Below are 17,850 nucleotides of genomic sequence, written 5' to 3' on the forward strand. Positions count from 1 at the left end.
TTAGAATTTCAATCCGTTTTCACGAGCTGCATCAGCCAAAGCTTTCACACGTCCGTGATATAGATATCCACCGCGGTCGAACACCACTTCTGAAATACCTTTAGCGTTTGCACGTTCTGCAACGAGTTTACCGACAGCAACGGCTTGTTCAGTTTTAGTTCCTTTTGAAACTTCTTTGTCAAGAGTTGAAGCACTTGCGAGCGTTACACCCGCTACGTCATCAATCACTTGAGCGTAGATGCCTGTATTAGAACGGAATACGTTCAAACGTGGGCGATCAGCAGTTCCAGAGAGTTTTCCGCGAACGCGACGGTGGCGTTTTTGGCGGAGTTTGTTTTTATCTGGTTTTGAAATCACAGTTTTCACCTCTTTAGTTTTAAATCGTGTGCTATGCACAAAGTTGGAAAATAGGTTGGTGGTTGATAATCAACCACTCAACATTATTTACCTGTTTTACCTTCTTTACGGCGAACGAATTCACCAACGTAACGGATACCTTTACCTTTATATGGTTCTGGTGAACGAAGGCTACGTACGTAAGCAGCTGTTTGACCAACTACTTCTTTTGAAATTCCGCTAACAACAATTGTTGTTGGGTTTGGAAGTTCAAAAGTAATTCCTTCTGGAGCTTCAACTTCGTCTGGATGAGATTTACCAACAGCCAAAACAAGTTTAGATCCTTGAAGTTGTGCACGGTAACCAACCCCGCGCATTTCAAGTTCTTTCTTGAATCCTTCTGATACACCAACAACCATGTTGTTCAAAAGGGCACGAGTAGTTCCGTGGATAGTTTTCATTTCTTTTGAATCGTTTGGACGGTGAAGAGTTACTTCAGTACCTTCCACACGGATTTCAATATCTTTTGAGAACTCACGAGTAAGTTCTCCTTTAGGTCCTTTTACAGTTACAACGTTGTCATTGTTAGTGATTTCAACACCAGCAGGCAACACGATAACTTTATTACCAATACGTGACATGTTTATTTTCTCCTGTTAAATTGTCAGGCCAGAACGGCCAGTTTTCACGGGGTTAAAGATACTTATTGAGTTCAATAGCTAAATTGAACACGCTCTAAGAACTGTGCAAAATAGATAAGTTGGCTTGTTTGTAAACAAACTTCTCCAACTTCCTAATTTTGCTTTGTTCTTTACGAGCTTTGTATCTTGATTTTACCAAACGTAAGCGATAACTTCTCCACCAACATTCTTTTGGCGTGCTTCTTTATCAGTAAGCAAACCTTCAGAAGTTGAAAGGATAGCAATTCCAAGTCCGTTAAGAACTTTTGGAAGATCTTCACGTTTTTTGTAGACACGAAGTCCTGGTTTAGAAACACGTTTCAAGTTAGTGATAACTTTTTCACCGTTTGGTCCGTATTTAAGGAATACACGGATGATGCCTTGTTTGTCATCTTCGATGATTTCAACGTTTTTTACAAAACCTTCGCGTTTAAGGATTTCAGCAATCCCTTTTTTGATGTTTGATGCAGGTACTTCAAGTACTTCGTGTTTCGCTTGGTTAGCGTTACGAATACGAGTTAGGAAGTCTGCGATTGGGTCAGTCATAACCATTTTGTTTTTCTCCTCTTACTAGTAGTTTGCAAGTTGCACTTGCTAGTTAATACATGATACAAAGAGCGTAACAGCAAGAGCAAAAATAGGCAATTTGATGCAGGAGCGATGCTCCAAAGAAAATTGGTCTTTTTTGCCAAAGCTGTAGCTCGAGTTCAAATTGGCAAGCCCAACTGAACCCGGGCTAAACTCTGTGTGAAAAAGATAAACTTTCCTAGAAACTTCAGTTTCTTCGTCAAGTTTCCTATTTTCACTTAGAGTTTTGACGCCCTTGATATCTTAAATTACCAAGATGCTTTTGTTACACCAGGAATTTGTCCTTTGTAAGCTAATTCACGGAAGCAAACACGGCAAAGTTTAAATTTGCGGTAAACTGAATGTGGACGACCACATTTTTCACAACGAGTATAAGCTTGAGTAGAGAACTTCGCTGGACGTTTGTTCTTAGCAATCATTGATTTTTTAGCCATTAGATTTACCTCCTATATTATTTTGCAAAAGGCATTCCAAGGCCTGTAAGCAATGCACGTGACTCTTCGTCAGTGTTAGCAGTTGTTACGATAACGATGTCAAGACCACGAGTTTTGTCAACGTCATCGAAGTTGATTTCTGGGAAGATCAATTGTTCTTTCACACCAAGTGTGTAGTTTCCGCGTCCATCAAATGATTTTGTTGGAACACCGTGGAAGTCACGTACACGTGGAAGTGAAACTGAAACCAATTTATCCAAGAATTCGTACATACGTTCACCACGAAGGGTAACTTTTGCACCGATCGCAACACCTTCACGAAGACGGAAGCCGGCGATTGATTTTTTAGCTTTAGTGATAAGTGGTTTTTGACCTGAGATAAGTGCCAATTCTTCAGCAGCTTTTTCAAGGCTTTTAGCGTTTGATACAGCTTCACCAACACCCATGTTCAAAACGATCTTATCTACTTTAGGCACAGCCATCACTGATGAGTAGTTGAATTGTTCTGTCAAAGCAGGAACTACTTCATTAAGATATTTTTCTTTTAAACGATTTGCCATTATACTTCTCCTTTCCTTCGTGATTAATCAAGCACTTCGCCTGATTTTTTGTTGTAGCGAACTTTTTTACCGTCTACAAATTTGTAACCAACACGACCAGCTACACCATTTTTGTCCAATACTTGAACGTTTGATACGTGGATAGCTGCTTCTTTCTCGATGATACCACCTTGAGGAAGCTCGTTAGTTGGACGTTGGTGTTTCTTAACGATGTTAACACCTTCAACGATAACTTTGTTTACTTTTGGAAGGGCAGTAAGGACAACAGCTTCTGTTCCCTTATCTTTACCAGCGATTACGCGAACTTTGTCGCCTTTTTTTACAAACATTAGGTTTCTCCTTGATTTTTCTTACGCCCATAAGGGCACCCTGGAGGTAAATCCAGGGGACTAGTTTGTTTCTAAAAATTAAAGTACTTCTGGAGCAAGTGACACGATCTTCATGAAGCCACCTTCACGCAATTCACGTGCAACTGGGCCAAAGATACGTGTTCCGCGAGGAGTTTTGTCTTCACGGATGATAACTGCTGCGTTTTCGTCAAATTTGATGTATGAACCATCAGCACGACGAGCACCTGATTTAGTACGAACGATAACTGCTTTAACAACGTCACCTTTTTTAACCGCACCACCAGGAGTAGCTTGTTTTACAGATGCCACGATAACATCACCGATGTTTGCAAATTTACGTCCTGAACCACCAAGAACTTTGATAGTCAAGATTTCGCGAGCACCGCTGTTGTCTGCGACTTTCAAACGAGTTTCTGTTTGAATCATTTCAGTTTTCTCCTTTCAGGTTTGATTAGATGATGACCGCTTCTTCAACAACTTCTACAAGACGGAAACGTTTTGTAGCTGAAAGCGGGCGAGTTTCCATGATACGTACGATATCGCCTTCTTTGGCAACATTGTTTTCATCATGAGCTTTGTATTTTTTAGAGTAGTTAATACGTTTACCATAGACTGGGTGGTTACGTTTTGTTTCAACTACAACTGTGATTGTCTTGTCCATTTTGTCAGATACAACACGTCCAACAAGAACTTTACGATTATTGCGTTCCATTGAAATTTCTCCTTCCCTAGTCTATTATTTCGCTTCAGATTGAACTGTTTTGATACGAGCGATTTGTTTTTTAACTTCTTTCAAGCGAGCTGTTTGTTCCAATTGACCAGTAGCAGCTTGGAAACGAAGTTCAAACAATTCTTTTTTCAATTCGTTTTCGCGCTTCGCGAGTTCTTCTTGAGAAAGACCACGAAGTTCTTTAACAAATTCTTTTACTTCATTAAGTTTCATGCCTTCTCCTTATTCTGCTTCACGTTTTACGAATTTACATTTAACTGGCAATTTGTGGCTAGCAAGACGAAGCGCTTCGCGAGCGATCTCTTCAGATACACCAGCGATTTCGAACATCACTTTACCACGTTTAACTGGTGCTACCCAACCTTCAGGTGCCCCTTTACCAGATCCCATACGCACACCGATAGCTTTAGCAGTGTATGATTTGTGTGGGAAGATTTTAATCCAAACTTTACCACCACGTTTCATGTAACGAGTCATGGCGATACGAGCAGCTTCGATTTGGCGGTTAGTGATCCAGTGGCTAGTTGTAGCTTGAAGACCGTATTCACCGAATGCTACTTCTTTTCCACCTTTTGCTTCACCGCGCATTTTTCCACGGAATTCACGACGGTGTTTAACACGTTTAGGTACTAACATTGGTTATTTACCTCCTTTAGTGTTTTTGCGAGCTGGAAGAACTTCACCACGGTAGATCCATACTTTAACACCAAGTTTACCGTATGTAGTATCTGCTTCTTCCCAAGCGTAATCGATATCTGCACGAAGTGTGTGAAGCGGAACAGTTCCTTCAGAGTATCCTTCAGCACGGGCGATATCTGCACCGTTCAAACGACCTGATACTTGAGTTTTGATTCCTTTAGCTCCAGCACGCATTGCACGTTGGATTGCTTGTTTTTGTGCACGACGGAAAGCAACACGTTGCTCCAATTGACGAGCAATACCTTCACCTACAAGGTGAGCATCCAAATCAGGTTGTTTGATTTCGATGATGTTGATGTGTACTTGTTTTCCAGTCAATTTGTTAAGTTTTGCACGGAGTGCATCAACGTTAGCACCACCTTTACCGATAACCATACCTGGTTTAGCAGTGTGAAGTGAAACGTTAACTTTGTTTACTGCGCGTTCGATTTCAATAGTTGAAACTGCTGCGTCAGCAAGTTCTTTTTGAACGAATTTACGGATTGCAAGATCTTCATGAAGGTAATCCGCGTATTCTTTTTCAGCATACCATTTGGCATCCCAATCACGGATGATGCCGACACGCATACCAATTGGATGTACTTTTTGACCCACGATTTTACCTCCTTATTTTTCTGCAACAGCTACAGTGATGTGAGCTGTACGTTTGTTGATTGGTGAAGCTGAACCTTTCGCACGTGGACGGAAACGTTTCATAGTTGGTCCTTCGTTTGCGAATGCTTCAGATACTACCAAGTTAGCTTTATCCAAACCAAAGTTGTTTTCAGCGTTAGCTACAGCTGAGTTCAAAACTTTCAAGATGATTTCAGCAGCTTTGTTTGGAGTGAATGTCAAGATTGCGATTGCATCGGCTACGCTTTTACCACGGATGTTATCAAGAACAAGACGTGATTTACGAGGTGAAACACGTACTGTACGAGCCATTGCTTTAGCTGAAGTAATTTCTGCCATTTATGTTCTCCTTATTTTCTACGTGTTTTCTTGTCGTCTGCAGCGTGACCTTTGTAAGTACGAGTTGGTGCAAATTCACCAAGTTTGTGACCTACCATGTCTTCTTGAATGTAAACAGGTACGTGTTTACGTCCGTCATAAACTGCAATAGTGTAACCAATGAAACTTGGGAAGATCGTTGAACGACGTGACCAAGTTTTAATAACTTTTTTCTTTTCGTCGTTAGCTTGAGCTTCAACTTTTTTCATCAAATGCTCATCGACGAAAGGTCCTTTTTTAAGACTGCGTCCCATTTTTATATTTTCTCCTTTAAATGTTGTACCACAGCGGCTTGCGCTCCTATGGAGCGCTACCGAGCTGGCGGATTTACTAGTTACTTAAGCGACTAGTTTAATATTATTTCTCGTTGCGACGACGAACGATAAGTTTGTCAGATTTCGCTTTCTTGTTACGAGTTTTAAGGCCAAGAGCAGGTTTGCCCCATGGAGTAGATGGTGCTTTACGACCAACTGGTGCTTTACCTTCACCACCACCGTGTGGGTGATCGTTAGGGTTCATTACAGAACCACGAACTGTTGGGCGGATACCTTTCCAACGGCTACGTCCTGCTTTACCAAGGTTTACAAGTCCGTGTTGTTCGTTTCCGACAACACCAACTGTAGCACGACAAGTTCCAAGAATCATACGAACTTCACCTGATTGAAGACGAACAAGAACGTATTTACCTTCTTGACCCAATACTTGAGCAGATGCACCAGCAGCACGTACCAATTCACCACCACGACCTGGTTTCAACTCGATGTTGTGGATCAAAGTACCAACTGGGATGTTAGCAAGTGGAAGAGCGTTTCCGACTTTGATATCTGCTTCTGGACCTGAAACGATACGTTGACCAACTTCAAGACCTTTTGGAGCGATGATGTATGCTTTCACACCGTCAGTGTAGTGTACAAGAGCGATGTTTGCAGAACGATTTGGATCGTACTCGATTGTTTTAACAACTGCTTCAACGTTGTCTTTGTTACGTTTGAAGTCAACCAAACGGTAGAAACGTTTGTGTCCACCACCTTGGTGACGAACTGTGATACGACCGTTGTTGTTACGACCAGCCTTGCTCTTCAATGCAACAAGCAATGATTTTTCAGGAGTGCTTGTTGTGATTTCAGCGAAATCCAAAGAAGTCATATTACGGCGACCGTTTGTTGTTGGTTTATAAACACGAATTCCCACGATATTTCCTCCTTAGATTATTCAGCTTCAGCAGCAAACAACTCGATTGCTTTAGAATCAGCTGTAAGTGTGATGATAGCTTTTTTAGTTTTGTTAGTAAAACCAGTGTAACGTCCAACACGTTTAGCTTTTGGTTTTACGTTGATTGTGTTAACATTAGCAACTTTAACACCTTCGAAAGCAGCTTCAACAGCTTGCTTGATCAAAAGTTTGTGTGCACGAGTGTCAACTTCAAATACATATTTTCCTGCTTCAAGTTGAGCCATTGAGCTTTCAGTGATTACAGGTTTTTTGATAACATCATACAAATTCATTATGCAAGAACCTCCTCGATTTTAGAGATAGCTGCTTGAGTAACAAGAAGTTTGTCACTATTTGCGATGTCAAGAACACTTGCAGTTGTAGCAGTCGCAACTTTCACGTTTGGAAGGTTACGAGCTGAAAGAGCTGCGAATTCGTTTCCTTCTTCAAGAATAACAAGGACTTTAGAATCGATGCTCAAAGCTGCAAGAACTTTTGCAAATTCAGCAGTTTTTGGAGCTGTAAATTCAAGAGAATCAACGGCTACAAATTTATTTTCAGCAACTTTTTCTGAGTAAACAGATTTAAGTGCAAGGCGACGAACTTTTTGAGGAAGTTTGTACGCATAGCTACGTGGAGTTGGTCCGAAGACGATTCCACCACCACGCCATTGTGGAGAGCGGATAGAACCTTGACGAGCACGTCCAGTTCCTTTTTGACGCCATGGTTTGCGTCCGCCACCTGAAACAGCTGAGCGGTTTTTAACTGCGTGAGTTCCTTGACGAAGGCTAGCACGTTGGCTGATGATCACATCAAACACAACAGATTGGTTTGGTTCGATACCAAAGATTGCATCGTTAAGAACAACTTCGCCAGCTTGTTTACCAGTTTGGTCGAATAATGTTACATTTGCCATTTTGACTGTATTCCCCTTTCCTTATTATTTACCAGCTTTAACTGCTGACTTGATAGTGATAAGAGATTTCTTAGCACCTGGTACGTTACCTTTGATAAGGATAACGTTCTTTTCTGGAACAACTTGTACAACTTCAAGGTTTTGAATTGTTACACGGTCGCCACCCATACGTCCTGCAAGGTTTTTACCCTTGAATACGCGGTTAGGTGCAACAGGTCCCATAGAACCTGGGCGACGGTGGTAACGAGAACCGTGAGCCATAGGTCCACGTGATTGTCCGTGGCGTTTGATAACACCTTGGAAACCTTTACCTTTAGAAGTACCAGTTACGTCAACAACGTCTCCAGCTGTGAATGTTTCAACTGTGATTTCAGCACCAACTTCCAAGCCTTCAACGTTTTTGAATTCACGAATGAAGCGCTTAGGAGCCGTGTTAGCTTTTGCTACATGTCCTTTAGCAGGTTTGTTGCTCAATACTTCGCGTTTGTCATCGAAACCAACTTGGATAGCGTTGTATCCATCTGTTTCAACAGTTTTAACTTGAAGAACAACGTTTGGAGTTGCTTCAATAACTGTTACAGGGATCAATTCGCCAGCTTCAGTGAAGATTTGAGTCATTCCCACTTTTTTCCCTAAGATTCCTTTTGTCATGAGAAAATAGTTCCTTTTCTATATTTTTTTATTCAAAAAGTTTTTAACGAGCGTTTTTTATGCTCAAGATATCAAGCTTTAGATTAAAGTTTGATTTCTACGTTTACACCACTTGGAAGATCCAATTTCATCAAAGCATCAACTGTTTTTTGAGTTGGGTTAACGATATCGATCAAACGTTTGTGTGTACGCATTTCAAATTGTTCGCGAGAGTCTTTGTATTTGTGAGTCGCACGAATGATTGTGTAGAGGCTACGTTCAGTTGGAAGTGGGATTGGACCCGCAACTTGTGCACCTGTACGAGTAGCTGATTCTACGATTTTTGCAGCCGCTGTGTCAAGCGTACGGTGTTCGTAAGCTTTCAAACGGATACGGATTTTTTTGTTTGCCATCTTTTTCTCCTTTTCGTCTATTTAAGATAATAGGCTAGCTCCACAAGAAAACCGACGCGGTGTTGCGTGGCAATGCAACCGAGCGTGTCGCAACCTCTTGCATCAAAGCTAAGGCTGTAATTTACAGCACCATAATAGAATAACACAAAGCCCCTGCGATTGCAAGGGATTTGTTGCTGTTTTTTAAAATTTTTAACATGAAAATGTTTTCTTTTTTGATAGGTCATTTATTTAAATATTATATGGAAGAAAGTTACTCTCTCTTCACCTGTTCATAGATTTCTTTTCCGTCATTAAGCTTATCCCAAATTACTACTTGCCCACTTTGAAGCGATTTTTGAACATCGATAATTCGTTGATTGGAAGAACCTCGAAATTGGAGCATGAGATTTCTCTTAGTTCGATCATATCGCCCATCGACGAGAATGTCAATTAGTGATAAGAGTTCCAATTTATCTGGGGTCTCCAGCATCATTTCTTCCCAAGTGTAGCCCGTCCAGGACCAGATATCTTTTTCTGGCAATTCCTTTCGAATGCGTTTAACGAGAGGCAGGAGAATCCCCGTATTGAGGAAGGGCTCCCCTCCTAGCAAGGTCAATCCTTGAACATAAGGTTGAGCAAGGTCTGCCATAATCTGCTCTTCTAATTCTGCTGTATAGGGAATACCAGCATTAAAAGACCAAGTCGCAACATTATAACATCCCTCGCAGTGAAACATACAGCCTGATACATAGAGAGAGTTACGCACGCCTTCTCCATCTACAAAGTTAAAGGCCTTGTAGTCAATGATACGACCTTGACTAAGTTCCTCGCTTTTCCATTCTTGTGGTTTTGGATTATTCATTCGCTACCTCTATCCAATAACGCTCGACTCCATTACGAGCATCCTCAAATATTCCACCATTTGCTAGAATGACTGCTCTACTAGCAGGATTATTCACGCTACAGGTAACAAGAGCTTTCTTGATGTTCTTTTCCTTAGCAACTTGCAAGCCCTGACGGAGAGTTTCCTTAGCATAACCTTTGCCTCTTTCAGATGGTCGGATAGAATAGCCTATATTCCCTGCATAATTCAGCAGTCCCTCATTCAGTCTCAATCGCAGATTCAAAAATCCTAGAGCACGACCTACATCATCAAATGATACAAATTGAATAGAAGGAACACGATTTTCAGGCAAGTTAATTTCCATCTCTTTTTGCATATTTGTTTCCAACCAGTCTTCATAGGAAAAATTCTCTGTATCCCAGAAACCACCGTCGTGAGGAGACTGATATTTTTCAAATTCCTTCATCATATCTATAACAGCCTTCTTATCTGCTAGTCTTGGTCTACGTAGTTCCATCCTTACCTCCCACTATGAGAAAAGCGAGAGTTGACTCTCACTTTTATTTTTTCTTATTCTTGTTTAAAAATTGTTCTCTGAAGTTGAGCAAGCGTTCTTTCTTACTAGCTCCACCTTTAGAGTGTTTCTCGTGATAACGGGTCACTTGTGCGCGCCCTTTATCATCTAATTGATATTTTCCCATTTCATTTCTTTCTAATTTGTTACTTGATGGCCAGCTATTTTAATCGTTGAACCATTCATGTGTTTGACACGCGCAGCGATTTCCTTGTGACGTCCATTAACCATCGGACGCGCTTGAGGATTACCTAGATAGCCACAAGTTCGTTTGACCACATCTACTGTTTTAGGGTCGCTATTGCCACAGTTTGGACAAGCAAATCCTCTCTCAGTTGGTTCAAAATCCCCTTCAAAATCACACTTGTAGCAACGGTCTATTGGAGTATTGGTCCCAAGATAGCCCACACGGTCATAAGCATAATCCCAGACAGCTTCCAAGGCTTTAGGATTTTGCTGAAGGACTGGATACTCACAATAATGGATGAAACCACCTGACGCACCTGCTTCTGGATAGACTTTCTCAAAGTCCAATTTTTCAAACGGTGTTGGATTTTTACGAACATCATAGTGGAAAGAGTTGGTGTAGTATTCCTTATCTGTAATATCAGGAATAGAGCCAAATTTCTCTGTATCTAGTCTACAGAACCGATCTGTCAGACTTTCAGATGGTGTTGAGTAGATAGAGAAATGATATCCATATTGGTCAGACCACTCTTCTACACGGCGTTTCATATCTCGAATAATGTCTAGCGTGAATTCCTTAGCATCTGGATTACTTTCCCAGCTGTTACCAAAGAAAACTGTCGCTACTTCATACAAGCCGATATAGCCCAGCGAAACTGTCGCACGACGATTCTTAAAGAGCTGGTCAACACTTTCTTCTTTACTTAGACGATGTCCAAAAGCACCGTATTGGTAGAGGATTGGTGCATTAGCTGGTGTAGCTTCCTTGGTCCGTTCAACACGATAAACCAAAGCATCTTCTGCGATATTCATACGCTCGTTGAAGATTTCCCAGAACTTATTTATATCTCCTTCAGATTCAAGAGCAATACGAGGCAGATTAACCGTCACAACACCCAGGTTCATACGGCCTGAATTGACTTCTACACCATTTTCATCCTTCCATCCTTGTAGGAAAGAACGGCAACCCATAGGCACCTTAAAGGAACCTGTCAGTTCGATAATCTTATCGTAAGACAAAACATCTGGATACATCCGCTTGGTTGCACACTCAAGAGCCAACTGTTTGATGTCGTAGTTGGGAGTTCCTTCCTCTAAGTTGAGTCCTCTTTTAAGCGTGAAGATAAGTTTAGGGAAGATGGCTGTACGGTGTTCTGAACCAAGCCCCTTGATACGAATGTTTAAAATTGCCTTTTGAATTTCTCGTTCAAAACGATTGGTTCCTAGACCAAAACCTAGCGAGGTAAAAGGTGTTTGTCCATTTGAAGTGAAGAGAGTGTTGATTTCATACTCGAGAGACTGCATGGCATCATAGATGTCCTTTTGCGTTTTCTTCCAAGCATAATCTTCCCGTTTTTCAGGCAAAACCCATTCTTCCGCATCTTTGAGGTGTTTTTGATAGTTCTTTTCTGCATAAGGCGCCAAAACTTCATCAATACGGTCAGCTGAACAGCCACCGTACTGGCTAGAAGCAACGTTGGCGATGATTTGGGAAATCTGAGCTGTCGCAGTCTGGATAGACTTGGGACTTTCTACCTCTGCATTTCCAATCTTAAAACCATTTTCCAACATCCCCTTGAAATCAATCAAACAGCAGTTGGTCATAGGTGTATAGGGACTGTAGTCCAAATCATGATAGTGGATATCCCCTTTTTGGTGGGCATTGGCTACATGCTTAGGTAGCATTTGCAGTCCGATTGATTTCCCAACAATCCCTGCTGTCAAATCACGCTGGGTATTAAAGACATCACTGTCTTTATTAGCATTTTCATTGACAACTGCCTGGTCTTTGTTGAGAAGTTTATGGATGCTAAAGTTGATATCCGTCGCTTTTGAACGCTCAAAATCCCTCTGTGTCCGATAAGTAATATACTCCTCAGCTAGGGCATATTCTTTTGCTTCAAGGAGTTCATGTTCTACGATATTTTGGATTTCGTAAATCTTAACTCCCTCTGGAAAGCGACTATGAATTTCTGTGACAATTCGCTCAGTCAGAGCATTGAGGCGTTTTTCAACCAAGGGTGTCACGTCCATAACCTTGTCAGCCGCCTTGTGGAGAGCCTTGTCAATCTTGTCCACATCAAATACAACACGTCTCCCATCTCGTTTTTCAACGAAGAGAGTTGGCAAAATTGTAATTTTTTCTTCTAGTGCAATCATATGCATGCTCTTTTCTAAAATGTTCTTTCTAAAAAGTATTATACCACTCTAAAAAGAAAAATCAATATCTTGTGTTAAAAATCCTAAAATTTTTAAAAATACACAAGATATTGATTTAGTTATTTAATTTTATAGACTTTAAACTCTGAGTAATCAGTCTTTACTGGTTGGTAATTTTCTTTTAAGAGTGTCTCCACTTCAGACCAGACTGCCACCTTGTCGTTTACCACAATCACCTTAGGTTGGTTTTCTTTCAAGTCATTGATTAAACTAGTTTTATTCTCTTCTGTACTCGTGTAAAGAAGAGGTGATGGGAACATGGATCCAGCCAAACGCTGGCTTTCTGTATACATCTGAACATGTGAATCCCAAATATAGATTTGGTCACCCTCACTCGTCTCTTGTTTGACTCTGTCTACTACTTGATGTTGTTCTCTATAAGAAGCTGGATGCAAGACAAAACGAGCCACAAAAGGAATGGCAATCAGATAAACTACCACTAGGATCGGTAGGTAGAGATTTCCCTTCATGAATTTTTTCCATAGAGTAGGAACTTCCTCTCTTCTCCGACGACGAGCTCCCCTAGCTGAATGCTTCCCACGAATACTGGTCATCAAAAGAAGGAGTAAAAATGGAAGGATTAGAATCAAACGCGAACCGTGAAGAGGTTCTTGAGAAAAAAGCAACAAGGCTAATACAAATATGAAAGCAAAACTAGCTGGTACTGAAATAACATATAATCTTGATGCCTTTGATTGGAACAATCCTAGAAAAACAAGGGCGAGAGCTCCTAAACCAAAGGTCAACAAACCATAGAATACAACATTATCCATTAGTTGGGGATTGGTAAAGACCTGAAGGGAATCAATCGGATATAAAAGACTTCCTAGAGCTTCTCCAAAACCACCTGAAGCAAGGACATAATATCCTACTGGGTAAAAAATGAGAGAAAAGCCAAGTGCTGCTGCAAAAAACTGATAAACTCCATGGACAAAACGACCATGCCCAACATTAAAGACAAATAAACCAATCGTTACTACTACAGTAAAGAGAAGACTTGTAAGAGGCTCTATGAAAAATGATAGACCCAAAAAGATCCCCAGACGTAGAAATCCCTTGTCATGGTTAGGATTTGATAGATAAGCTGCTATGAACGAAAATCCTGCAAACAGGAATGGTAGAGCTAAGATAGTAGCATAGCCTCCTCCAAAACCAAGACCGGATACCAAAATATAAAATATGGTTAGGAGTTGTTTGGCTTGCTCCCTTTGTCCCGTCAGATAGTCGGTTGAAGAAAAGAGGAAATAACCTCCTACTAAGAGGGCTAGCCATTCCACCAAGGCAAAAAGGATGCCTCCTTGGGTGATGTAAAGTAGTAAATAATAAAGTAGACCTTGACCAGCATAGTAGCTACTGTAGAGCTGTCCTCCCTGATGTAAAGCCCACCCAATATACAGATCCTGAGCCTGAGAAGGACTTACCATATCTAAAAATAAAGGTATCACCACAGAAAAAACCGTTGCAATCATACTTCCAATGATGAGTCTGAAAAACGGGAAAGCTACCTGCTCTTCTTTTTCTACATGAGATTCAAAGTTCCTATCCAATCCATTTTCAATTTCATTACTCTGTATCATTTCGGATACTTCTTCGATTCTGCCATATACAGCCATGTCGTTTCTCCTATTCAATTTATCTGTCTTAGTATATCAAAAAGTCCTAGGATTGTCAGCTTGCGATGGCTATTTGAGTGATTTTTTGCATAGTTTCACAAAGGTTTCAATTTCCCTAAATCTGTGTAAATGCGTCTGTTTAAATATCGTGATATAGTTTAATTCGTTCTGAGTTAGCATCTTCCCTCCTACATCTTCTTATTCGTAAAAGCCAAGAAAAATAGGACTGGTTTGTATCCTCAGTCCTAGATTTCTTATAAGATAGGGGCGAATAACTGGGCAATTTCCTTAATTAATTTCTGATACCAGCTATTTTTTATCGTATGAGGGAAAATTTCTTGCGATACCGAAAAAATCTCCTGAAAGTCTTTCTGAATCTCTGTGATTGATTCTGTTTTATATAGCAAGACTGCATTTTCATAGTGGTGAAGCAAACTTCTATAATCTAAGTTAATGGTCCCAACTGCAGCAAAGTCCTTATCCACTAGGATTTGTTTACTGTGGATAAAGCCTGGACTATACTCAAAAATCCTTACTCCCGCCGACAACAAATCCGAATAGGCCCCTCTTGTGATGAGTTGGATCAATTTTTTATCCGGAATGCAAGGTGTTACGATGCGGACATCAACACCCCTCATGGCTGCATTTTTAATACTCTCTGTTAAATCATAGTCAATAATCAAATAGGGGGTTGTGATATAGACTGAATCAGTAGCCTGATTAATCAAACTTTGATAAACTTTTTTCCCTACCTGAGTACGGAAGATGGGCTTGGGTCCACTACCGTAAGGAATGCAGAGCCCTTGGCCAGAACAAGGCTGATTTTCCAAGTGATACTGGTCAAAATCGCTGATTTCCCCACGATTAATGTACCAAGTCATCAAAAAGAGACGGGTGAGAGCCTTGACACCAGGGCCATCTAAGCGAATCCCACTGTCCTTCCAGTAGCCAAAACGTTCTACATGGTTGATGTACTCATCAGCTAAGTTAATACCTCCTGTATAAGCTACCTGACCATCTATGACCAGAATTTTACGATGGTCACGATTGTTGTAAGCCACCGTCAAGCGAGGAACCACCTTGTTAAATTTATGGGCTTCAATTCCTCGACTACGAAGCTGAATAGTATAGTCTCCAGGTAAAGTCGCCATACAGCCGATATCATCATAGAGCATCTTGACCTCTACACCCTGAGCGGCCTTTTGCTCTAGTATATCTAGTATGCTATTCCACATCAGACCTTCTTCGACAATATAGTACTCTAGAAATATAAATTTCTCAGCTTTCTTGAGGTCTTCCAACATATGTTGCCACATGCTTTCACCCGAAGAAAAGAATTGTGAATCTGTTCGATCATAGACATCGGCATTGCTATCCATACTTAGCAAAGATTTGATAACTCCGTAAGCCGCCTTATCATCTTCCTTCAATTTCTGGCGGAGAGCTTTACTGTTATCCTCCCGAAAATGCATGGAACCAAGTTTGTCCAACTGCTTGATTTCTTTTTTGGACAATCGCCTTTCACCAAACATCAGATAGAGCAAGGGGCCGATGACAGGAACAAAAGTTACCACTAACCACATTACTTTACTTTCAGGCGCCATTGAACGATTGACAATTGCGACAATAGTCGCCATACTCATAAAAATTAAGACAATTACCCATAGAATAGGGGCCATACTCCCTAAATAGAGAAAGAAACCAAAAACAAGACAAAGTTCAAGTAGCATAATCGAAAGACTAAAGCCATACTTGGACATCAATAATTGAAATTTTCTATATTTCATATCCCCTCCTTGATATTTTGATACTCAATGAAAAGCAAAGAGCAAACTAGGAAGCTAGTCGCAGGTTGCTCAAAACACTGTTTTGAGGTTGCAGATGGAAGCTGACGTGGTTTGAAGAGATTTTCGAAGAGTATGAATGCTAAAAACAGGTAATTAATACTAGTATAACGCAGGTATTCGGTAGAAGGCAAGTATTTATAATCATTTTTCTGAGTAAAAGCAAAAGAGACTGACAAAACCAGTCTCCTTCCAGTCTATTTTGATAAAACAATGCGATCAGACGCTTCTCTATCCCTATCGTCAATAATCATCTGATTGCCATTAATTGCATAAATCTTGGCATCATCCCCAATAATCATGCGTTGATTAGCGGCATCGAAGCTAACCTGCTTGATTTCTTGATCTCCGTCAGTTTCTACCTGTGTCCATGTACCAGTTGTTCCAGTTACCACTAAAGTGATACGGTCTCCTTCGTCCTGACCAGTATAAGTTCCATCAATATTGGTTGGTTGAGCCTCAGGCGTATTTTGTGAAGAACTTGTCGCTGCCTGGTTTGAATTTTCTGCCGAAGATGAAGCAGCAGGTTGTGATTGCTGAGTTTGTTGTGTTTGCGATTGAGCTACTGGTTGTTGAACTTGTTGAGCTCTTTGTGAACAAGCTACTAAGAGACTAAGACTTGCTAGAGAAGCAAGAGAAAGTGTGAATCTTTTTAATTTCATGATGAATTTCCTTTCTGCTACCAATTTACAGAAGTTTTTCCTTCTAACTAGTAGTTTTCCTAGTATAACAAGTTCAAAAAAGGAGGTCAATTTATCTGCTCATGGGCCAGCAAGTAGGCCCGTACTTCTGAGATAAAATAGAGAGACCCTGTAATGAATAACAAGTCTTGAGTGTCTGCTCTTTCTTCGAAACTGCTGATAAATTCGCGATAAGAAGGAATTACATCGTAACCTGTTACATCTGTTTCATCCAAAGAACCTTGATAGTCAAATCCGGTCACCTTGAGTTCCACCTGAGGCAATTTTTCAGTCAGATAAGCCAACATCCCTTGATAATCCTTCCTTTTCAAGGCTCCAAATAGGATTTGAGGCCGATATCCTTCCTGCTCTTTTTCTTTAATAAATTCAACCAAGCGAGTCAAGGCAGGGAGGTTATGAGCACCGTCCAAGTAAATCTGAGGACGAATACGCTCCAAACGCCCAGCCCAATGGGTCTTCTCCAAAGCCTGTCTTACAACCTGTTCATCAACAGCTTCCTTTCCTTCTCTCATAAAGAGAAGAAACGTTTGTAGCGCCAAGGCCGCATTTTCCTGCTGATAAGCTCCTTCTATACCTATTTTCAACTGTGAAAGGTTAGCCAAAGAGCTTAAAAAATTCCCATTCAGCATTGAAAAATCCCGACCTGCCTGATAAAGGTCAACAGCTAAAGAGTCTGCTTTTTTCTGACAAACAAGCCTAGCTTCTGAAGGCAACTTAGCAATCACTGCCTTTTTACCAGCCTTAAAAATACCAGCTTTCTGCTCTGCAATTGCTGCTATACTGTCACCCAGAGTCTCCTGATGGTCAAGTCCGATAGAGGTGATGACAGCAATCTCTCCAGTTACCACATTAGTCGTGTCAAGTAAGCCGCCAATTCCCACTTCTAATAAAACCAAATCCACCTCTTGCTCTCTAAAATAAAGAAAAGCAATCAAGGTCAGCAATTCAAAAAAGGACAACTGATCATGGGTTTGCAGAAGCGTTTTCTCCATCTCCTTGACCTGATTAGCCAAACGGATGAAGTCTGCATCAGCTATAGGTTGTCCATTAATGCAGATTCGGTCATTGATAGAGACGATATGAGGGGAGGTAAAAGTCGCAACTTTTTTGCCATGCTCCATAAATAACTCCCTCATAAAAGCAATGGTAGAACCTTTTCCATTAGTCCCGGTTACATGGATAATAGGATAAGACTTCTCGGGATTCCCCAACAAATCCACCGCTTGTTGCATTCGGCCCAAACCTGATCGAAAATTCAAACCAATCCGACTATGGAGCCATTCTTCTACTTCAAACATATACATCTCCTTAATTACAGGTTCAATCAACTGCCTCAATAAAGTCTCCT

26 protein-coding genes are annotated in these 17,850 nt (G+C 40.8%); all 26 read right to left on the minus strand.

Going from position 1 to position 17,850, the window contains the following annotated elements; genetic code table 11:
• On the minus strand, nt 1-357 hold the full coding sequence (rplR, locus tag JQ841_RS01195; RefSeq protein WP_000624044.1) for a 50S ribosomal protein L18: 357 nt from the start codon (nt 355-357) through the stop codon (nt 1-3).
• A gap of 83 nt (nt 358-440) precedes the next feature.
• Nucleotides 441-977, minus strand: coding sequence for a 50S ribosomal protein L6 (gene rplF, locus JQ841_RS01200; RefSeq protein WP_000086626.1), 537 nt, complete (start codon nt 975-977; stop codon nt 441-443).
• A gap of 192 nt (nt 978-1,169) precedes the next feature.
• On the minus strand, nt 1,170-1,568 hold the full coding sequence (gene rpsH, locus JQ841_RS01205) for a 30S ribosomal protein S8 (RefSeq protein ID WP_000245504.1): 399 nt from the start codon (nt 1,566-1,568) through the stop codon (nt 1,170-1,172).
• 284 nt (nt 1,569-1,852) lie between these two features.
• Entirely contained in the window at nt 1,853-2,038 is a 186-nt protein-coding gene (locus tag JQ841_RS01210) for a type Z 30S ribosomal protein S14 (RefSeq protein ID WP_001085697.1), read from the minus strand.
• A gap of 17 nt (nt 2,039-2,055) precedes the next feature.
• Nucleotides 2,056-2,598 (minus strand): 50S ribosomal protein L5, encoded by a 543-nt coding sequence (rplE, locus tag JQ841_RS01215; RefSeq protein WP_000013542.1) that lies wholly within the window; start codon nt 2,596-2,598, stop codon nt 2,056-2,058.
• A 23-nt stretch (nt 2,599-2,621) separates the two neighbouring features.
• Nucleotides 2,622-2,927 (minus strand): 50S ribosomal protein L24, encoded by a 306-nt coding sequence (gene rplX / locus JQ841_RS01220; RefSeq protein ID WP_000497691.1) that lies wholly within the window; start codon nt 2,925-2,927, stop codon nt 2,622-2,624.
• A gap of 78 nt (nt 2,928-3,005) precedes the next feature.
• On the minus strand, nt 3,006-3,374 hold the full coding sequence (rplN, locus tag JQ841_RS01225; protein WP_000616545.1) for a 50S ribosomal protein L14: 369 nt from the start codon (nt 3,372-3,374) through the stop codon (nt 3,006-3,008).
• Between the two features lie 25 nt (nt 3,375-3,399).
• Complete coding sequence (rpsQ, locus tag JQ841_RS01230) at nt 3,400-3,660, minus strand: 30S ribosomal protein S17 (protein ID WP_000440801.1); 261 nt, start codon at nt 3,658-3,660, stop codon at nt 3,400-3,402.
• A 24-nt stretch (nt 3,661-3,684) separates the two neighbouring features.
• Complete coding sequence (gene rpmC, locus JQ841_RS01235; protein WP_000772918.1) at nt 3,685-3,891, minus strand: 50S ribosomal protein L29; 207 nt, start codon at nt 3,889-3,891, stop codon at nt 3,685-3,687.
• Nucleotides 3,892-3,900: 9 nt separating this feature from the next.
• Complete coding sequence (gene rplP, locus JQ841_RS01240) at nt 3,901-4,314, minus strand: 50S ribosomal protein L16 (protein ID WP_000960946.1); 414 nt, start codon at nt 4,312-4,314, stop codon at nt 3,901-3,903.
• A 3-nt stretch (nt 4,315-4,317) separates the two neighbouring features.
• Nucleotides 4,318-4,971: a 30S ribosomal protein S3 gene (rpsC, locus tag JQ841_RS01245; protein WP_000529936.1), complete on the minus strand. Its 654-nt coding sequence runs from the start codon at nt 4,969-4,971 to the stop codon at nt 4,318-4,320.
• 12 nt (nt 4,972-4,983) lie between these two features.
• Entirely contained in the window at nt 4,984-5,328 is a 345-nt protein-coding gene (rplV, locus tag JQ841_RS01250) for a 50S ribosomal protein L22 (protein ID WP_000818137.1), read from the minus strand.
• Between the two features lie 11 nt (nt 5,329-5,339).
• The gene (rpsS, locus tag JQ841_RS01255) at nt 5,340-5,621 is read right to left on the minus strand and encodes a 30S ribosomal protein S19 (RefSeq protein WP_000533766.1); all 282 of its coding nucleotides are present in this window, start codon (nt 5,619-5,621) and stop codon (nt 5,340-5,342) included.
• Nucleotides 5,622-5,724: 103 nt separating this feature from the next.
• Nucleotides 5,725-6,558, minus strand: a complete 834-nt coding sequence (rplB, locus tag JQ841_RS01260) for a 50S ribosomal protein L2 (RefSeq protein ID WP_000512910.1) — start codon at nt 6,556-6,558, stop codon at nt 5,725-5,727.
• A 17-nt stretch (nt 6,559-6,575) separates the two neighbouring features.
• Nucleotides 6,576-6,872: a 50S ribosomal protein L23 gene (locus JQ841_RS01265; RefSeq protein ID WP_001055347.1), complete on the minus strand. Its 297-nt coding sequence runs from the start codon at nt 6,870-6,872 to the stop codon at nt 6,576-6,578.
• Entirely contained in the window at nt 6,872-7,495 is a 624-nt protein-coding gene (gene rplD, locus JQ841_RS01270) for a 50S ribosomal protein L4 (RefSeq protein ID WP_000024549.1), read from the minus strand. Before rplD ends, JQ841_RS01265 begins: the two co-directional genes overlap by 1 nt.
• Before the next feature lie 24 nt (nt 7,496-7,519).
• Nucleotides 7,520-8,146 (minus strand): 50S ribosomal protein L3, encoded by a 627-nt coding sequence (gene rplC, locus JQ841_RS01275; RefSeq protein WP_203179876.1) that lies wholly within the window; start codon nt 8,144-8,146, stop codon nt 7,520-7,522.
• An 83-nt stretch (nt 8,147-8,229) separates the two neighbouring features.
• Nucleotides 8,230-8,538: a 30S ribosomal protein S10 gene (gene rpsJ, locus JQ841_RS01280; protein WP_001284513.1), complete on the minus strand. Its 309-nt coding sequence runs from the start codon at nt 8,536-8,538 to the stop codon at nt 8,230-8,232.
• Nucleotides 8,539-8,791: 253 nt separating this feature from the next.
• The gene (gene nrdG / locus JQ841_RS01285; protein ID WP_203179877.1) at nt 8,792-9,382 is read right to left on the minus strand and encodes an anaerobic ribonucleoside-triphosphate reductase activating protein; all 591 of its coding nucleotides are present in this window, start codon (nt 9,380-9,382) and stop codon (nt 8,792-8,794) included.
• Nucleotides 9,375-9,881, minus strand: coding sequence for a GNAT family N-acetyltransferase (locus JQ841_RS01290; RefSeq protein ID WP_203179878.1), 507 nt, complete (start codon nt 9,879-9,881; stop codon nt 9,375-9,377). Before JQ841_RS01290 ends, nrdG begins: the two co-directional genes overlap by 8 nt.
• 43 nt (nt 9,882-9,924) lie before the next feature.
• Nucleotides 9,925-10,065: a hypothetical protein gene (locus tag JQ841_RS01295; RefSeq protein WP_203179879.1), complete on the minus strand. Its 141-nt coding sequence runs from the start codon at nt 10,063-10,065 to the stop codon at nt 9,925-9,927.
• Nucleotides 10,066-10,076: 11 nt separating this feature from the next.
• Nucleotides 10,077-12,284, minus strand: a complete 2,208-nt coding sequence (nrdD, locus tag JQ841_RS01300; protein WP_203179880.1) for an anaerobic ribonucleoside-triphosphate reductase — start codon at nt 12,282-12,284, stop codon at nt 10,077-10,079.
• A gap of 119 nt (nt 12,285-12,403) precedes the next feature.
• Complete coding sequence (locus tag JQ841_RS01305; RefSeq protein WP_203179881.1) at nt 12,404-13,957, minus strand: damage-inducible protein CinA; 1,554 nt, start codon at nt 13,955-13,957, stop codon at nt 12,404-12,406.
• Between the two features lie 254 nt (nt 13,958-14,211).
• Nucleotides 14,212-15,744, minus strand: coding sequence for a cardiolipin synthase (gene cls / locus JQ841_RS01310; protein ID WP_203179882.1), 1,533 nt, complete (start codon nt 15,742-15,744; stop codon nt 14,212-14,214).
• 254 nt (nt 15,745-15,998) lie between these two features.
• Nucleotides 15,999-16,463 (minus strand): SP_0198 family lipoprotein, encoded by a 465-nt coding sequence (locus JQ841_RS01315; protein ID WP_023946810.1) that lies wholly within the window; start codon nt 16,461-16,463, stop codon nt 15,999-16,001.
• Nucleotides 16,464-16,549: 86 nt separating this feature from the next.
• Nucleotides 16,550-17,800 carry a folylpolyglutamate synthase/dihydrofolate synthase family protein gene (locus JQ841_RS01320; RefSeq protein WP_203179883.1) on the minus strand — a complete coding sequence of 417 codons (1,251 nt, stop codon included), beginning with the start codon at nt 17,798-17,800 and terminating at the stop codon, nt 16,550-16,552.
• Between the last annotated feature and the right edge of the window lie 50 nt (nt 17,801-17,850).

The organism is Streptococcus mitis (assembly GCF_905187535.1).
Taxonomy (GTDB): Bacteria; Bacillota; Bacilli; order Lactobacillales; family Streptococcaceae; genus Streptococcus; species Streptococcus mitis_BS.

What these genes read in the sequence shown, in the direction of transcription:
- JQ841_RS01305 (WP_203179881.1), bottom strand. Translation starts at nt 13,957, where the DNA reads ATGGCTGTATATGGCAGAATCGAAGAAGTATCCGAAATGATACAGAGT.
- rplC (WP_203179876.1), bottom strand. Translation starts at nt 8,146, where the DNA reads ATGACAAAAGGAATCTTAGGGAAAAAAGTGGGAATGACTCAAATCTTC.
- rpsQ (WP_000440801.1), bottom strand. Translation starts at nt 3,660, where the DNA reads ATGGAACGCAATAATCGTAAAGTTCTTGTTGGACGTGTTGTATCTGAC.
- rplF (WP_000086626.1), bottom strand. Translation starts at nt 977, where the DNA reads ATGTCACGTATTGGTAATAAAGTTATCGTGTTGCCTGCTGGTGTTGAA.
- JQ841_RS01290 (WP_203179878.1), bottom strand. Translation starts at nt 9,881, where the DNA reads ATGGAACTACGTAGACCAAGACTAGCAGATAAGAAGGCTGTTATAGAT.
- rplX (WP_000497691.1), bottom strand. Translation starts at nt 2,927, where the DNA reads ATGTTTGTAAAAAAAGGCGACAAAGTTCGCGTAATCGCTGGTAAAGAT.
- JQ841_RS01210 (WP_001085697.1), bottom strand. Translation starts at nt 2,038, where the DNA reads ATGGCTAAAAAATCAATGATTGCTAAGAACAAACGTCCAGCGAAGTTC.
- rpmC (WP_000772918.1), bottom strand. Translation starts at nt 3,891, where the DNA reads ATGAAACTTAATGAAGTAAAAGAATTTGTTAAAGAACTTCGTGGTCTT.
- rplD (WP_000024549.1), bottom strand. Translation starts at nt 7,495, where the DNA reads ATGGCAAATGTAACATTATTCGACCAAACTGGTAAACAAGCTGGCGAA.
- rplN (WP_000616545.1), bottom strand. Translation starts at nt 3,374, where the DNA reads ATGATTCAAACAGAAACTCGTTTGAAAGTCGCAGACAACAGCGGTGCT.
- rplE (WP_000013542.1), bottom strand. Translation starts at nt 2,598, where the DNA reads ATGGCAAATCGTTTAAAAGAAAAATATCTTAATGAAGTAGTTCCTGCT.
- rplP (WP_000960946.1), bottom strand. Translation starts at nt 4,314, where the DNA reads ATGTTAGTACCTAAACGTGTTAAACACCGTCGTGAATTCCGTGGAAAA.
- JQ841_RS01265 (WP_001055347.1), bottom strand. Translation starts at nt 6,872, where the DNA reads ATGAATTTGTATGATGTTATCAAAAAACCTGTAATCACTGAAAGCTCA.
- rpsH (WP_000245504.1), bottom strand. Translation starts at nt 1,568, where the DNA reads ATGGTTATGACTGACCCAATCGCAGACTTCCTAACTCGTATTCGTAAC.
- JQ841_RS01320 (WP_203179883.1), bottom strand. Translation starts at nt 17,800, where the DNA reads ATGTTTGAAGTAGAAGAATGGCTCCATAGTCGGATTGGTTTGAATTTT.
- nrdG (WP_203179877.1), bottom strand. Translation starts at nt 9,382, where the DNA reads ATGAATAATCCAAAACCACAAGAATGGAAAAGCGAGGAACTTAGTCAA.
- nrdD (WP_203179880.1), bottom strand. Translation starts at nt 12,284, where the DNA reads ATGATTGCACTAGAAGAAAAAATTACAATTTTGCCAACTCTCTTCGTT.
- rpsS (WP_000533766.1), bottom strand. Translation starts at nt 5,621, where the DNA reads ATGGGACGCAGTCTTAAAAAAGGACCTTTCGTCGATGAGCATTTGATG.
- rplV (WP_000818137.1), bottom strand. Translation starts at nt 5,328, where the DNA reads ATGGCAGAAATTACTTCAGCTAAAGCAATGGCTCGTACAGTACGTGTT.
- rpsJ (WP_001284513.1), bottom strand. Translation starts at nt 8,538, where the DNA reads ATGGCAAACAAAAAAATCCGTATCCGTTTGAAAGCTTACGAACACCGT.
- JQ841_RS01295 (WP_203179879.1), bottom strand. Translation starts at nt 10,065, where the DNA reads ATGGGAAAATATCAATTAGATGATAAAGGGCGCGCACAAGTGACCCGT.
- JQ841_RS01315 (WP_023946810.1), bottom strand. Translation starts at nt 16,463, where the DNA reads ATGAAATTAAAAAGATTCACACTTTCTCTTGCTTCTCTAGCAAGTCTT.
- cls (WP_203179882.1), bottom strand. Translation starts at nt 15,744, where the DNA reads ATGAAATATAGAAAATTTCAATTATTGATGTCCAAGTATGGCTTTAGT.